General features: G+C 66.6%; 11 protein-coding genes. 4 read left to right on the forward strand and 7 right to left on the reverse strand.

The genetic code is table 11. The features are described 5' to 3' along the window. Window positions 1-200: 200 nt before the first annotated feature. Entirely contained in the window at window positions 201-644 is a 444-nt protein-coding gene (gene mobC, locus BN2279_RS17425) for a plasmid mobilization relaxosome protein MobC (RefSeq protein WP_159037250.1), read from the forward strand. Window positions 645-918: 274 nt separating this feature from the next. Further along, window positions 919-2,256, forward strand: coding sequence for a relaxase/mobilization nuclease domain-containing protein (locus BN2279_RS17435; protein WP_234347975.1), 1,338 nt, complete (start codon window positions 919-921; stop codon window positions 2,254-2,256). A gap of 78 nt (window positions 2,257-2,334) precedes the next feature. Here the strand turns inward: BN2279_RS17435 and BN2279_RS17440 are convergent, their stop codons facing one another. The 3 genes from BN2279_RS17440 to BN2279_RS17450 all read right to left on the reverse strand — a co-directional run bounded on the left by BN2279_RS17440 (window position 2,335) and on the right by BN2279_RS17450 (window position 4,564). Continuing rightward, window positions 2,335-2,880: a class IV adenylate cyclase gene (locus tag BN2279_RS17440; RefSeq protein WP_059010614.1), complete on the reverse strand. Its 546-nt coding sequence runs from the start codon at window positions 2,878-2,880 to the stop codon at window positions 2,335-2,337. A 31-nt stretch (window positions 2,881-2,911) separates the two neighbouring features. Beyond that, window positions 2,912-4,006: a radical SAM protein gene (locus BN2279_RS17445; protein ID WP_059010616.1), complete on the reverse strand. Its 1,095-nt coding sequence runs from the start codon at window positions 4,004-4,006 to the stop codon at window positions 2,912-2,914. Window positions 4,007-4,138: 132 nt separating this feature from the next. Continuing rightward, window positions 4,139-4,564: an ATP-binding protein gene (locus BN2279_RS17450; RefSeq protein ID WP_059010618.1), complete on the reverse strand. Its 426-nt coding sequence runs from the start codon at window positions 4,562-4,564 to the stop codon at window positions 4,139-4,141. 626 nt (window positions 4,565-5,190) lie between these two features. On the opposite strand from BN2279_RS17450, the gene BN2279_RS17455 reads away from it, so the two are divergent. Continuing rightward, window positions 5,191-6,138 carry an NsdA family TPR-like regulatory protein gene (locus BN2279_RS17455; RefSeq protein ID WP_159037251.1) on the forward strand — a complete coding sequence of 316 codons (948 nt, stop codon included), beginning with the start codon at window positions 5,191-5,193 and terminating at the stop codon, window positions 6,136-6,138. A gap of 466 nt (window positions 6,139-6,604) precedes the next feature. On the opposite strand, the gene BN2279_RS27890 is transcribed toward BN2279_RS17455, so the two are convergent. From BN2279_RS27890 to BN2279_RS27895, 3 genes are read right to left on the reverse strand one after another with little or no spacing between them, the layout of a single operon-like run. Further along, on the reverse strand, window positions 6,605-7,816 hold the full coding sequence (locus BN2279_RS27890; protein WP_159037252.1) for a DNA adenine methylase: 1,212 nt from the start codon (window positions 7,814-7,816) through the stop codon (window positions 6,605-6,607). Window positions 7,817-7,862: 46 nt separating this feature from the next. Continuing rightward, window positions 7,863-9,236: a hypothetical protein gene (locus tag BN2279_RS29435; RefSeq protein WP_159037253.1), complete on the reverse strand. Its 1,374-nt coding sequence runs from the start codon at window positions 9,234-9,236 to the stop codon at window positions 7,863-7,865. A 42-nt stretch (window positions 9,237-9,278) separates the two neighbouring features. Beyond that, a complete protein-coding gene (locus BN2279_RS27895; protein ID WP_159037254.1) occupies window positions 9,279-11,285 on the reverse strand; it encodes an ATP-binding protein in 2,007 nt (668 codons plus the stop codon). A 495-nt stretch (window positions 11,286-11,780) separates the two neighbouring features. Here BN2279_RS27895 and BN2279_RS17470 point away from each other — a divergent pair, with 495 nt between their 5' ends. Then, entirely contained in the window at window positions 11,781-12,167 is a 387-nt protein-coding gene (locus BN2279_RS17470; protein WP_059010624.1) for a hypothetical protein, read from the forward strand. Between the two features lie 518 nt (window positions 12,168-12,685). Here the strand turns inward: BN2279_RS17470 and BN2279_RS31215 are convergent. Further along, complete coding sequence (locus BN2279_RS31215; RefSeq protein ID WP_324612848.1) at window positions 12,686-13,621, reverse strand: tetratricopeptide repeat protein; 936 nt, start codon at window positions 13,619-13,621, stop codon at window positions 12,686-12,688. Between the last annotated feature and the right edge of the window lie 203 nt (window positions 13,622-13,824).

The raw sequence follows: 13,824 nt of genomic DNA on the forward strand, positions 1-13,824 counted from the left end.
TCCCTCCCGATCACCGAGGTGCCCGAGCCGTGCATGACGACACTCCCACCGCCCACCAGTCCAGCCATCCCGACGACCGACACCACGCAGCAAGGTATGGCGTTGGACCGTCCAAGGGCCGGTCCAGCGCGAGGACCTCCGCCCCGGGGGTGGCGGAGGAGGGCTGGCTCCTGGGGGAGCCGGCGGGGGAGCGGCGGCCGTTGCGCGCAGCTGTGGCCGCCGCCGAACACCGCCCGCAGCGTCGCCGGAAGCGTCTGCGGAAGCAGCGCACCCAGCGCATCACCGCCCGCTTCAGCGCCGAAGAGGCCGCGGCCATCCGGCACGCTGCCAAGGGGCGGGGGATCGCCGTCGCCCGCATGATCGCCCGCGCCACCATGGCCGATATCGACGGGACAGCCGCGCCGGCCCCGGAGCGGACGACCCTAGACGATCTGATCGACGAGCTGGCCGCCGCCCGGACCCAGGTCTCCAAGATCGGCGGCAACCTCAACCAGATCGCACACCGCCTCAACACGGGAGGCGCCCTCCACGCCGCCGACCAGCCGGTACTGCATCAGGTCAAGGCGGCCCTCGCCGCCGTCGGGCACCTCCTGCGCGCGATCGACGCCGCCGCCGACCGCGCCGCCTCCCGGACCGGCCGGTGATTCCGAAGGTCGGCCGCGCCGGCGCGCGTACGTATGGCGTGCTCGCCTACCTCTACGGCCCGGGCCGCCGCAACGAGCACACCGACCCGCACCTCATCGCCTCCTTCGACGGCTTCGCCCCCGACCCCGGCCGAGACCATACGGCAACCCTCGCCCAGCTCGCCCGTGTCCTCGATCTGCGCGTCAAACAGGCCGGCCACCGCGCTCCGGCGAAACACGTATGGCACTGCTCCCTCCGGGCCGCGCCCGACGACCGGTGCCTCTCCGACGCCGAGTGGGCCGAAGCCGCCCGCCGCGTCGTCGCCGCCACGGGCATTGCCCCCAAGGCGACCCGGACGGCTACCGCTGGGTCGCCGTCCGCCACGCCGACGACCACATCCACATCGTCGCCACCAAGGTCCGCGGCGATCTGAGCGCACCGCGCAACTGGAACGACTACCACCGCGCCAACGCCGAATGCGCCCGCATCGAACGCGAATGGGGCCTATGCCAGGTGGCCCGCGGCGACGGCACCGCCGCGAAGCCGCCCACCCGAGCCGAACAGGAGAAGGCCCGCCGACAGGCGAGCCCACTCACCTCGCGCGAACAGCTCCGGACCCGGGTGCGCCAAGCCGTAGCCCTCGCGGGGAGCGAGCCCGAGTTCTTCCGCACCCTCGACGCGATGGGCGTCCTGGCCCAGCAACGCCAGGCACCGTCCGGCGACATCCTCGGCTACAAGGTCGCCCTGCCCGACGACACCACCGCCCATGGCGAGCCCGTCTACTTCCCCGGCTCCCAGCTCGCTCCCGACCTCCCCCTGCCCCGCATCCGCCAGCGCTTCCCCCCGCCGAGCCACCACCCAGGCCACGACCCCTGGCACTGGGCGACGGCCGCACTCGACGACCTGCCCGCGGCGCTGCTCACCGCGCCCGACGAACACGCCCAGGCCCACATCGCCGCCATCGGCACCCTCCTCGACCTCACCCCCGCGCTCGCCCCGCCCGGCCTGATCAACGAACTCCAGCGCGCCGCCGACGCGTACGAACGCGCCACCCGCTCCCGCATCACCGCCGAACACCGCCGGGCCCGAGCTCTCCGCTCAGCCGCGAAAACCCTTCTGCGCCAGCCACCGCCCCGCGACGGCGCCGCCTTCGCCATGCTCCTGTCCGCCCTCACCCTGGCCGTCATCGCCGCCGCCCACTGGCACCAAGCCCGCCACCACACCCAGCAAGCCGAAGCCGCCCGCCGCGCCCACGCGCACCTCCTCACCGCCTACCAGACAGCAGCAGCCCGGCCGCTGCACCAACTTGTGCAACAAGCACCCGCCCCCGCCACGGCCACCCGGCACGCCAGTACCCTCCGGCACGCCCTCCCGGACCACGCCGACCGCATCCTCACCGACCCCGCCTGGCCGGCCCTCACAGCGACTCTCGCCGCCTGCGAAGCCGCCGGCCACAACCCAACCGCCCTCCTGCAGCGGGCAGCCGGCGCACGCCCCCTCGACGACGCCCACTCCCCGGCCCAGATCCTCATCTGGCGCATCCGTCGCCTCACCTACCACGCACCCCGCTCCGCACCAGCAGCCAGTCACCTCGCTCCACAGCCAACCCGCCCTCACCGCCGCCGGCGCTGACGTCCGCGTCGATCGATCTCCGGGCCGCGGTGCCCCCGCCGGAGCAAGGGGCACCGCGGCGCCGTGGATGCTTCCCTCTCAGCCGAACAGCAGGGTCGGCTCCGCGAGGATGTCCCGCCCCAGCTCGCTCTTGTAGATCAGGTCGATGCTGCCGAAGCGGGCTTCGGCGTAGTCCAGGCCCAGGTCGGCTGTGGCCTTGCGGACGGCGTCCTCCGACGGGCCCTCGATCTCCAGAAAGGTATCCAGGCCCGGCCAGGTGTCCAGGTCGTACGTGATCCCGTCGAGGCGCCACTCCTCGCGGTAGTTCTGCTGGTAACGGACTTGGCGCAGGCCGGTGGCCTTCAGGAGCTCGGCGGTCTTGGCGAGGTCGTTGACCTCGATCTCGATCTCGGTCGTTCCGCCGATGTGGCTGGCATCGCTGACTTGCTTGAGGGTGAGGGTCGTCCTGCCGCCCTCGTCGCGCAGGCGCAGCCACTGCTCGCCCTGGACGGCGTCGTTCTCGAAGATCAGGCGCGTGAACAGGGTGCGGTCGAAGACCCGCTCGGCGCCCGCGTGCCGCAACTGGTCCCGCAGGGCCGACACGTCGATCGCCAGGAACTTCGCCTCGTACTCGTGCTCCGCCATCGTTCTCCTTTGGTTCGGGTGGGGCGGTTGTCTACGCGGTCAGGTCGTGGAATTCCTGCTCGCGGAGCTTCTTGATCTCGTCGCACAGGCCGCTGCCGACGAACTCTTCCACAGGCAGGCACAGGTCCATGCGCTGAATGCAGACGCCGACGTGGAAGGCGCTGGCGGGGTCGCGGTAGAGCCGGAGGCCGTAGTAACCCTCCTGGCAGTCCACGTCGTTGTTGAAGCGGCAGCCCGTACAGGTGCTGGGCAGGCGGAGCGGCCGGATGTGCTTCACCATGAGCCGGCGGCCGTTCGGGAGCCGGTAGGCGATGCGGAAGCCGGAGGAGCCGGCGATCAGGTGCACCTCTTCCGGCTCGGCGCCCAGCTCGTCCAGCAGCGTGTCGATCGCGTCGAGCGACGCGTCACCGTCGGCCAGCGAGGACAGCACGCGGACGGACAGCCTTGGCGAGTAGGTCTCCAGCAGCTGGTGGACGCGAGGGATGTGCGTGCGGTCGGGCAGGACGACGTTGGCGCACGTGCGAAGGCCGAGGTCCAGGGACACGCGGAGAGAGGTGTTGAGCGCCTCGATCTTGGCCGCCGCGAGCGATGCCCGGCGGAACTTGGCGTTCTGCACCTGCGCCAGCTCCTCGGGGTCGGTGCCGAAGACCGAGAAGTTGACGCGCTGGAGGCCGGCCTGGACGCAGCCGGGGAGAATACGCTCGCCATTCTCGCCGTTCGAGGTGACGCTGACCGCGAAGCCCGTGTTGCCCGTCAGCGCGACGATCCTCGCCAGCTCCGGGTGCAGGGTGGGCTCGCCGCCGGTGAGATGGGCCTCGTCCAGGTCCAGGGCGTCACGCAGGCGCTCAAGGGCGCTGCGGAACGAGTCGTCGGCGCGTATGGGCGCCGCCACGAAGCGCGCCCCGTTCGTGGCCAGGTAGATCGAAACGCGGCCGGAGCGCCCGGCCGGCGTGAACGGCCCCGCAGGGCGCGCGTGGTTGTCCGCGCTGACCAGCGTGCCCTCGTTGTGGCAGAACGTGCAGGTCATGCCGCACGAGTCGATGACCTTGATGCGGAGGGTCCGGTCCGTCGAGACCCGGACCGGCACAGCACTACTGAGGCCCTGGAGGGCCCGGTGCTGGAACACGTGACACTTACTCCTTTGCTCGTCGGCGGCACCCGGCTTCGTACCGGAGCGCCACCTGGCTGGAGCCGACCCCGCCCGGGCCAGGGGACGCCGGCGGGCAGGGTCGGCGGCTGTGGGCCACGCGGCGACCGGCTAGGCCGTTGCCCTCAGCGGACGGGAAATCCGGCCTGGGAGGACCGGCTCCGCGCCGTTCGCCGGGACTCGGGCCGATGCCCCGGCCGGATGCGGCTCGATCTCGAACCAGACGACCTTTCCCGCGGGGTGCGGCTCGGTGCCCCAGGCCACGGCCAGCGCCTCCACCAGGAGCAGCCCGCGCCCCGACTCGTCCTCCGCACCGGGGGCCTGGGCCCGGGGCCGTTGGCGGCTGGCGTCGGTGACCTCCACCCGCACGCGAGCACCGGTCCACCGCACGCAGACAGCGCAGGCGGCACCGGAGCCAGCCAGGGCATTGGTGACCAACTCACTTGTCAGCAGCCGCAGATCGTCCAACCGGTCCTCGGCCAGGCCGAGCCGCCAGCCGCGAACGGCCGCGGCCACCCGCCGCCTCGCGACCCCCACCGCGTCTCCGTCCGGCCGCACGCGGAAGCCGTAAGGCGTGTGCTGAGGTAGTCGCTTTGGCACGGCAGATCACACTCCGCTTCCCTTTCGCTGTCGCCCGGGACTCCGGTGCGGAGCTACGACGTTCCACCGTGAGCAGCCAACTACGTAAGGTTTCATGGGGTTTCAACCCCTCGCCCGGCCCTGCGCGGAGGGTGTCCGCCGCGCTACTTTGAGCAGGAAGGCGATGATGGGGAGGCCCCGATGGCTGGTCAGCCAGGAGAACCGCTGCAACACCCGCTGTCCTACGCGCGAGCGATGCTGGGAGCGGGCAAGGCGAGGTTCGCGGAGTTGGTCCGCCTGCACGGGCAGGCCCTCGGCCACAACCTGGGGACGACCCGTTCGACCGTCTTCAAGTGGGAACGCGGTGACCACGCCCCGGACGTCATCACCCAGCTCGTCATCGCTGGCCTCCTCGGCGTCCCCGACTCCGTGCGTCGGTCGGTTCCTTGGCCCCGCTGGCTACCGGCCCGCCCGCAGACATCGTTTGCCACTCCGTGGACACAGGCGGCTACGCTGGAAGCCCTGACCCAACTCGCGGGGACCGGAGGGGCTTTCTCGGCGTCGGCGGCGTCACGCTCGTGGGAGTGGGCGCCCAGTGGGTGGCGGCCGACCCGGCCATCGCTGCTGCCACGTCCGGCGACACCGTCACCCACAGCATCGTCGACCGCATGGCTCAGCGGGTCGAGTCGCTGCGCGCCATGGAGGAGGAGGCTGGCGGGGGCGACTTCCTGGAGTCCGCCCGGACCGACCTCCGGCTCATCACCGGAATGCTGGAGAACGGTCGTTACACCGAGGACATCGCCCGGCGGCTCTACACCCTGGCCGCCGAAGTCTGCTGCCTGCTCGGCTGGATGAGCTACGACGCCAGCCTCCACTCGGCCGCCCAGCAGCACTACAACGTCGGCCTGCGCGCCGCCAAGCTCGCCGGGGACGACACCCTGGGCGCCCACATCCTGTGTTTCATGGCCACCCAGGCCACCAACCAACGCGAGCAGTCCGCCGCCGTCGGCCTGGTGGACGCCGCGGACGCCGTCCGCACCCGCGTTCCGGCCGTCATGCGCGTATCGCTCGCCGGCCACCAGACCACCGTCTACAGCCAGGCCGGAGACAACCGCCGGGCCGCCGAAGCCCTCAACCGCGCCTTCGACGCCCTGGAACAGGTCGATGACGCCGACATCCCGCCGTATCTGCGATGGATCGGCGAAGGGCAGCTCGGCTCGACTGAGGGCCGTTACTTCCTCATCTCCGGCCAGGCCGCCCGAGCGACCGAGGCCCTCGAACGCTCCGTCAGCCGCTCCACTCCCCGCGACCGCGCCGTCCGCTACGGCACCCTCGCCCTGGCCTACCGCCGGACCGGCGACCTGGACGGCGCCCTCGACGCCACCCACAAGGCCGCCGACCTCATCGACCAGGGCATCCACACCCAACGCGGTATCGAACGCCTCCACGAGGTCCGCACCGCCATCGCCACCCACCGCTCCGAACCACGCGTCCGCGAAGCGATGGAACGCATCACGACGCTGGCGGCGTAGCGCGCTGCGATGGCACGGTGAGGGGCAGCCTCATGCCATACGAGGGGACGGCAGCGGCCGCGGTCGGGTCGGTTGCCTGCTGCTGGAGAACGCGGTACACGACGCCGGCCTCGGGCACGACGTCCAGGCCGCCGGAGCCCATGCTGGTGCTCCGGATGCGGCGGGCGATCCGAGCGGCACCACATCGGCAGTGATACGGCTGCGGACGACCGTCACCGGGCCGCTCACCGAATGCGGACCGCTGGCTGCGGCACCGTGCTGCCGCGCGGCCTCGGGACATCAACCCAGTCCGACCGCTCCGCCCCCCCGTTCAAGTTGAAGGTACATCAGGAATGCTTCCGGCGCCTCTTCGAATGCGCTTCACCGGACCTGGGTATGCCTGGAATGCATAAGGCAGGTGCGGAGCACGCTCAGAGGAGCATTACGCCTCTCATCGCCCGCACGGACCTAGCTCCCCTTTTACCTGCTACGGCAAGCGAAGTTCTTCGTCTAGTGGCACGGTCGAGGGAGGGAGTGTCGTGATCAGTAGTTCCTCGGCGGATCTCTTGCCAGAGCGCCCAGCTGCCGAGTAGCGCGTAGAGACCAGCCGCTTACTAATCCGCCACTGGCGTACGCCGAGAGTATCGCGATCAACCTCTGACGGAGTCATTCTGGTTTGTGCATAAAGCCATTTGCTCTGCATGAGTATGGGATGATCATCATAGCTGAGTAGCCAACGGAACTGTGCCTTCGTCCGGAGGTAGCCCGCGAGGCCGAGATGGAGTGCATCAGCACTCGCACGGGAGGAGGCGCCACGTCCATCGCCGCCGTAGCCGCCACGAGGGTCGAACGAGGTTCGGTATAGGAGGGAAGATTTTTCAATGTATGGAGGGTCGAGATATGCGACGACACGAGAAGGCAAGAGCTGCGGGTAGTGCTCGGGAACGTCGTCAAGCGTCTGCCGCCAATCCTTGCACCACACGTCTACTAGACGCCCGATGTCGTAAAGATGACCGATGTACCTAAGCCGCTCGGCGAGTGCGTCTGGATTCCAGCGGCATCCGATCGGGTAGTTGCTTGCCTGAGTGCGTCCGCCAATAGGGCCGGCCTTACCATGCAAGATTCCCGAAAAGGTAGTGCGGTTGAGAAATAGACATTGCGTGGCTACACTTAGGCGACGACTGCGTGCAGTCATCTCTGGGCGCGGGGTCCACTCACGCCAGTAATCCCATCGTTTCACGGCCAATGCTCCACCATCGCGAACATACCTCTTCCATTCCTCGTACATTCGGTCGACGAGCTGCTCGGTATCAGCAGCGGCCGCTTGCCAAAATGCTGTGACGAGGGGGTCGGCATCTGCGAGCAGGATGCGGTCGACGACTCCCTCGCCAATGGCGCGCAGTGATGCCGATGCGCCGCCGGCGAAGGGCTCGACAAGAAGATTCACCTCGGGAACTTCGCGAGATCGCTTGGCTGAAGTAATCACTCGAGAAATTACGGGGGCTAGCGACGATTTTGCGCCTGGGTAGCGCAAGGGAGACTGCCAACGACCGCTGGAGAGCGCATGGGAGATGGGCTCAAGCTGCTGGAGCAAGGGACGAGTCTGGGTATGGATGGCCTCGTCGATGCCGAGAGAAGTGGCAATCCGGGCAGGGCCGCTTGCGGGGGTAGTAGTCACTGACGAGGTCACAGAAGTCACCGTCCCATCTTGCCGGATCTGTGAGTGATCCGGAACATGATCGGGGCTACCCCTTAAAGTACGTTGGTGGTTGCACCGCCTGGAGGTCAGGTTTCAGGCCAGGGATGTTCTGCTGCGCCATCATCGTCAAGACGGAGCGCCCCACACCTAGAGGCAGCGCCGCCGCCGAGTGTGCTAGGGCGATGGGCACGACAGCATGCTGGTACATGCGAGTCCTGAGCGAGTCGAGAATCTCACATATCAGTCGAAGTGTCGGATATGCCTCCCAGCCCTCGACCTCAGGGCTGCCGCCGTCGTACGGTGATAGACCCGCTGCGGGGAGAACCGTGATGACCAGCGGATCGCCGGTTCGAGTGCGGTAGATGAACCGGCGTCCATAGAACTCATCCACGCCATAGTGATTGTTCTCGGGACGTCCCGAAATTTTGTTGATGTAGGCGTTGGTAAGCCGCATGACGTGACCTGGCGGGATTAAATCCTTGATCAACTCTGCATGTTCGACGAATGCACCCGACTTCTCGATGCCTACGACAAGAGGCGCGACGAGGTCGCGTTTGAGGCACCAAGTACTCAGGTCGCCGAGGTGTTCCTCGAACCTTCGCTTAAGCGGGGCAAGCGGACCGAATAGCGCCAGCGGGCCATCAGTGATGAAGAGGGTATGCTGCAGAACTTCTGGTGCAGTGTCGGCGAAGAAATTCAGGTAGCATATGGACATCAATCGCTCGGCGACGGTCATGACGCGACCGAGCGGAGTGAAGTTCGAGCCCTCGACGTTGTATTCTTCGTGAGTGCGCAGAATGTCAGCGAGGTACAGGCGCGCGTGGCATGATGGGCACGAGCCACCCTCCTTGCCCGCCGCAAGCGTGAATTTGGCGTTCGCCTTCTGGCCGCATGCCGGACAGACACGGAGATTGATACTAGTTGCGGCATTGCCGCGAGTTCCGTGGAGCGCTAGAAGCCCGTCTGCGAGGGTCATTTCGGTACTGGAATCAAAACGCGAATTGTGAAGAAAATCTTCGAGCTCGGTTCGCCATGTTTCCACGCCACTCATGCCGGGACGGGTGAGCTGAGATCCCGGCAGAGCAACGTCGAAGGCATATTCAGAGTGGGACTTGCGAACCTCACGCGGGTCGATATGCTTCACTCGTGAAAGCTGGCGAAAGACGTCAAGCCGTACCACCGAGCCGGCTACCCGGAGATATCCAACCTTCACAGTCGGGTGGTCGCGAGTAGTGTCCACCTCGGTATCCGACCCGTCGACCGTGATGGAGAAATCGACTTCGTCGATGTTGCCCACAAGCGGTAGTTCCCCGAGAGGCAAGCACAGCTCGGAGATGCTGGCCTTCCCGCTGGGCCGGGCGCTGGCGATGGTCCAGCGTTGAAGGGCAGCCTTGACCGCCTCGTTCTTCACCGTCTCCACGTGCCCAAGCCTGGAGGCCTTTTCACCCTCATAGGGCACGAGTTACTCATCTCCGATCGTGACGTCGATGCTCGCCAGCCCAGCGGCTTTTCGGGCCCTGTTGACCATATCGTGATCGAATTTGGCGATCTGCACCGGGACGATGTACTTTCCTGAATAGGTCTTCATCCGCGCGAAGCCGACATCCTCGGCTCGCATGATGCTCGGAGCCCAAACTTTGAAATCATAGTAATGCGACAACTCGCGTGTTTCGTGATCGGAGTTGAGGTGGGCGATCAGCCAGTTCGAGGTGTTGGAAAGCATGCGCTTGTCGACGGATGTCACTTCCTGCGTTGCGTAGATCAGCCCCATCCGGTACTTCGCTGCTTCCTTCGAAATGCGGACCCAGGGGTCGTCAGCCACCTCGCGTCCACCACGCTCGAAGAGGTTGTGCGCCTCTTCGACGATGATCTGCATCTCGATCGGATCGTGGTCGGCACGGAACCGCTCGCCCGCCTTGTTCAATAGGTGCGTGACGATGCGTTCGGACATAACCTTGACCACTTTTTCATTCCCGCTGGAGAGGTCGACGATCGCGAGTCGACCCGCCTGCATGTCGCCCCACAAATGGTCACCAACATCGCCGGCAGATTGAGGGCCATGGAAGGGGCGTATACTTCGAATGGCTGCGGTCACACCCGTGTAATTGTACACATTCCAGATCGCGCTGAAGTGGCAATTCTTGGTGTCGTGCCATTTTCGGAAGTCACTTTCCCGCTCTCCCACCCACTCGGCGAGTGCAAGTGCTCCTGCAGGGCCGATTACACGATAGGCTCCCGCTCGGCCAGCCTCTGCCACAGCTCCAGGATGGGCGCTCATGAACTCTGTCATCGGGCCTGACTCGGCCGCGATCACGAGAGGTTGCGGCAAACTATTCGCCTCGAATCCACATTTGGCCAGAAGACCGTAGAACGCAACCGCCGCCCAACCCCAGCGGCTGTATCGGCTACGATCGGTCCGGTCGGGCTCAGAGAGCATGGCCGACCGGAAGCTTTTCCCGTAGTTGGTGTCTACCGGCGCGGTCGCCTCGCTGACTAGGCTCCAAGCCGCTTCCAGTACTTCGCGGTCATAGAAGTTAATGCGAAGAGGTTTCTCGCGACTATCGATCTCGCTGGGCTCCATTTTGTAAATTCGTACCGTCTGCTCATTGTCACCGAGAAGGCGAAGGCCTGTCCGATCCTGCTTATTGACATTCGCGTACTCGCCTTGGGGGTCGAAGATGAGCTGCCCAATGGATCGATTGTGTTCCGAGCCGTACCGATGGACTGCGGTAACTAGGGTCTTGATGGTATTAGATTTTCCAGTTCGGGTCATGCCGAAGACGGCAGTTTTTCGTCCAATGAAGTCAGAGACATTAATGCGGACTTCTGCCTGATCGGTGCCGGCGATCAGGGCTTTACGGCGCGTGGCAGCGAATCGCACCTTTCCAATTGCTAGGGCGTCCTTCTTGTGCGTAGGCTCGGGGTAGGACGCTAGCCATGACAATACGTCAGTTGACGGTAGGAAGACTTGGTAGCGCGCAGAAACAACCACATTATCGATGTCTGCCCCGTACTTGATCGGGGCATCGCGGGTGTCGGTCTCAGTATAGAAAGTGCCCAGAACCTCGCAGTCGAAGGCCGACTGCTGAAGTTCATTTCGTGTGAGCACGTCCGTGACATCGTCAAATCCGACTCCTGATGCGCCAGCGTCGCGGACGACCGCCAGGCGCGTCTGGATTAGCTCCGCTTCGTTGGGGAGGGGCGCGGTACCGCGGACCCGCAGTAGGATCACCTCCTGATCTTCAAGAACGAAACCTGAAGTCGTGTTCTCGCCTGCGACTGCTAGGAGGAATCCTCCTCTGGGAACCCCTCCGGCCTCCTTCTTCTTGAAGTCATCGGTCAGCACCACGGCCGAGTCGTAGTCGAGTCGGTAGATGCCCCCAACTGGCACGCAGCCCTTGTTGACCAACGCAGTCAGCGGCTTCTTGAGCCCAACTGACTGTGAGAGCCCCTCAGTGATACTCAACACGCATCGCTCCTCTGCCAGGCGCCGACAACCCGGCGCGCCCGCTTGGTGGTTGTGGTCCGGGGTCCTCCGGGACGTTACACGTGGCCGCTGACAAGTGTGATGCCTTCGGGGGATGTTGGCGGGCAAGTCTCGACGAGCTGTCGCCCTGGTCGGCATGCTGCCGCCGAGTACGCTTGATCGGTCCCGGCTGCCCGGCTCGGGAGGCAAGGGCGTCGTCTACAAGGGAACGGAAGATCAGCAACCCGGCGCTGCGTGAGCGACGCGCGAGCGGACACGATGGCACGGAGCGGATCAGAGGTGCGCGGACGAAGGCCCCACGTTCCTGATCAGCGGAAACGATAACAAGCGGGTACCAGCGAGTACGACGTGGAACGACTACGTAGGGCTCGTAATGCGTAGGTCAGGAGTTCGATTCCCTTAGGCGGCTCCGGCGCAGGCCCAGGACAGTAGTTCGCTGACCTGGGCCTTCTGCTTTTTCTGGTCTACGCTGGGCGCATGGGACAGGACCAGGACGGTGAGGCGTTCGCCGCGCTGGTCGCGCAGACCACGGCGGTGCTTCTCCCCCGCGGGCTGGAGGTCGAGCCGTTCGCCGTACGCAGCGCGACGGCCGCCGCGGTCAGCCGCATCGCGGCCCGCACGGGCCTGGACCTGGACGAGGCGTTGGTGGTCGTCTCGGCGGAGTCGGTGGCCGAGCTGATCGCGACAGCCGCTGATCCGTCCCCGGAGGGTGCCGAGTCGGTCCACGCTGTCCGTCCGGTTTCCGGCTCGACGACCGGAAAGTCCCTGCGGGAGTCCCGAAGCTGGGCCGTCTGGCGATGGCTGCTGCCCAGGCGGGCAAGTAGGCCGTCCTCAACGGAGACGCGCGCTCGGCGGCACAACTGATGGACTTGGCCACGGAAATCGGTGCAGCGATCACTGTCTTCCGCGAGTCTGCTGGCGAACCGGTGATAACCGTCGGGGTGCTGGCGAATTGGCCGACCTCGTTGAGAAGGTCGCTGAGCGGGTCGAAAAGGGTGGGTGGAGTGCTTGCCCGTGCGGAGAGGAGCACGGTCAGACAGAGATCGATCGGCAGATCGTCGAGATCATGCGCGGTGACGCGGAGTTGGCGCGTGCTGTGGGCGGTAGGGCGGATTCGTAACCGTGCCATTGACGTGCCGAAAACGGGCAGCCAGGACGTCGCGGCCCGCCGCTGTTCACCGTTCTTGGGAAGGGAACGAGGGGTGCTTCTGTTTGGGCGAGTGCGCTGACAGAGCAGGCCGCCACCTGCCTGCGGTGAGTTCCTCGATGCGGCCGGTCGGCTGTGGATGAGGGGGGTGAAGGCGGGCTCGGCGACGGTGGGGTCGCCCACTGGCCGTCGAGACCGGAGGGCGCTCGCGCCCAGTGCCGGGTCCGGTGTGTCTTTATCCCTGGGTGAGGGCTTGGAGGTGTTCGCGCAGGGCGGTGGCCTGGAGGTCGGTGAACTCCGCGAGGAGGGTGAGGGCTTCGGTGCGGCACTGGCGGGCTTGGTCGGGCTGGTGGTTGTCGGTGTGGGCGTCGGCGAGGTGGGTCAGGCATTGTGCGAGGTTCCACGGGGTGAGGGGTGCGCGCAGGATGCGGGCGGCGGTGCGGTGGAAGTCGATGGCTTCTTCCAGACGGCCCAGGGCACGAAGGGTCTGGCCGATGCCGTCGTGGGCCAGGGCTTGTGCAGTGCGGTTGCCGAGGGTGCGCTGGAGGGTCTCGCAGGCCCAGTACGCCTGAAAAGCCTGGTTGTGGTGGCCTTGTTCGCGCAGGACGGCGGCCTGTTCGAGGCGGGTGGCGGCTTCGAACGCGGGATGGGTGCTGTCTTCCAGCAGGGCAAGGGCTTGGTCGAGGTGGGGCTGGGCCTGGTCGGGTTGCCCGGCTTCTCTGGCGATGCGGGACAGCAGAAGCAGGGGGTCGACGTGCAGGTAGGTATCGGCGTGGGTGTCGCGGTAGACGGCCAGGGCCTGATGGGCGAGACGGGCGGCCTGCTGCGGTTCAGACAGGTCGGCGGCAGCGTAGGCGAGGTTGTTCAGGACTGGACCGACCCGGTGCGCGGGGCCGTACTGCTGGTAGAAGGCGAGGGCTTGTTCCAGGCGGGTGCGGGCGGGGGCTGGTTCGTGGCGCCACAGGTGGACCAGTCCCAGGCCGTTGGCGGATTCCGCGACTCCGGCCCAGTCCCGGGTGCGGGTGCGAAGAGCCAGGGCGGCGTGGTGGTGTTCGGCGGCCTGTTCCAAGCGGCCGGATTCCTTGTACGCGGTGGCGAGCGTGTGGTGCATGAAGGCCTGGGCGCGCGGGTCGTCAAGGCGGCTGGCGGCGTGAAGGCCGGTGTCGGCCATGGTGATCCAGTCGTCGAAGGAGCCTCTTGCGATGTGCAGGCCGTGCAAGGTGGCGGGCAGTTGCCACGCGGCTTCTTCCAGCCTGGCGTCGGCGGCGGCACGGGTGAGGGCCAGGAGGTTGGCCTGCTCGGCCTGGTGCCAGCGCAGCGCGTCGGCCCGGCCGGTGAAGGGCAGCGGTACGGCGGTCTCCGGGCCGGTGGGCG

Origin of the sequence: Streptomyces specialis (assembly GCF_001493375.1) — a bacterium.
In the GTDB taxonomy this organism is placed as follows: domain Bacteria; phylum Actinomycetota; class Actinomycetes; order Streptomycetales; family Streptomycetaceae; genus Streptomyces; species Streptomyces specialis.

Coding starts and splice junctions, on each gene's coding strand:
- BN2279_RS17440 (WP_059010614.1), bottom strand. CDS start 2,880: ATGGCGGAGCACGAGTACGAGGCGAAGTTCCTGGCGATCGACGTGTCG.
- BN2279_RS17470 (WP_059010624.1), top strand. CDS start 11,781: ATGGGACAGGACCAGGACGGTGAGGCGTTCGCCGCGCTGGTCGCGCAG.
- BN2279_RS31215 (WP_324612848.1), bottom strand. CDS start 13,621: ATGGCCGACACCGGCCTTCACGCCGCCAGCCGCCTTGACGACCCGCGC.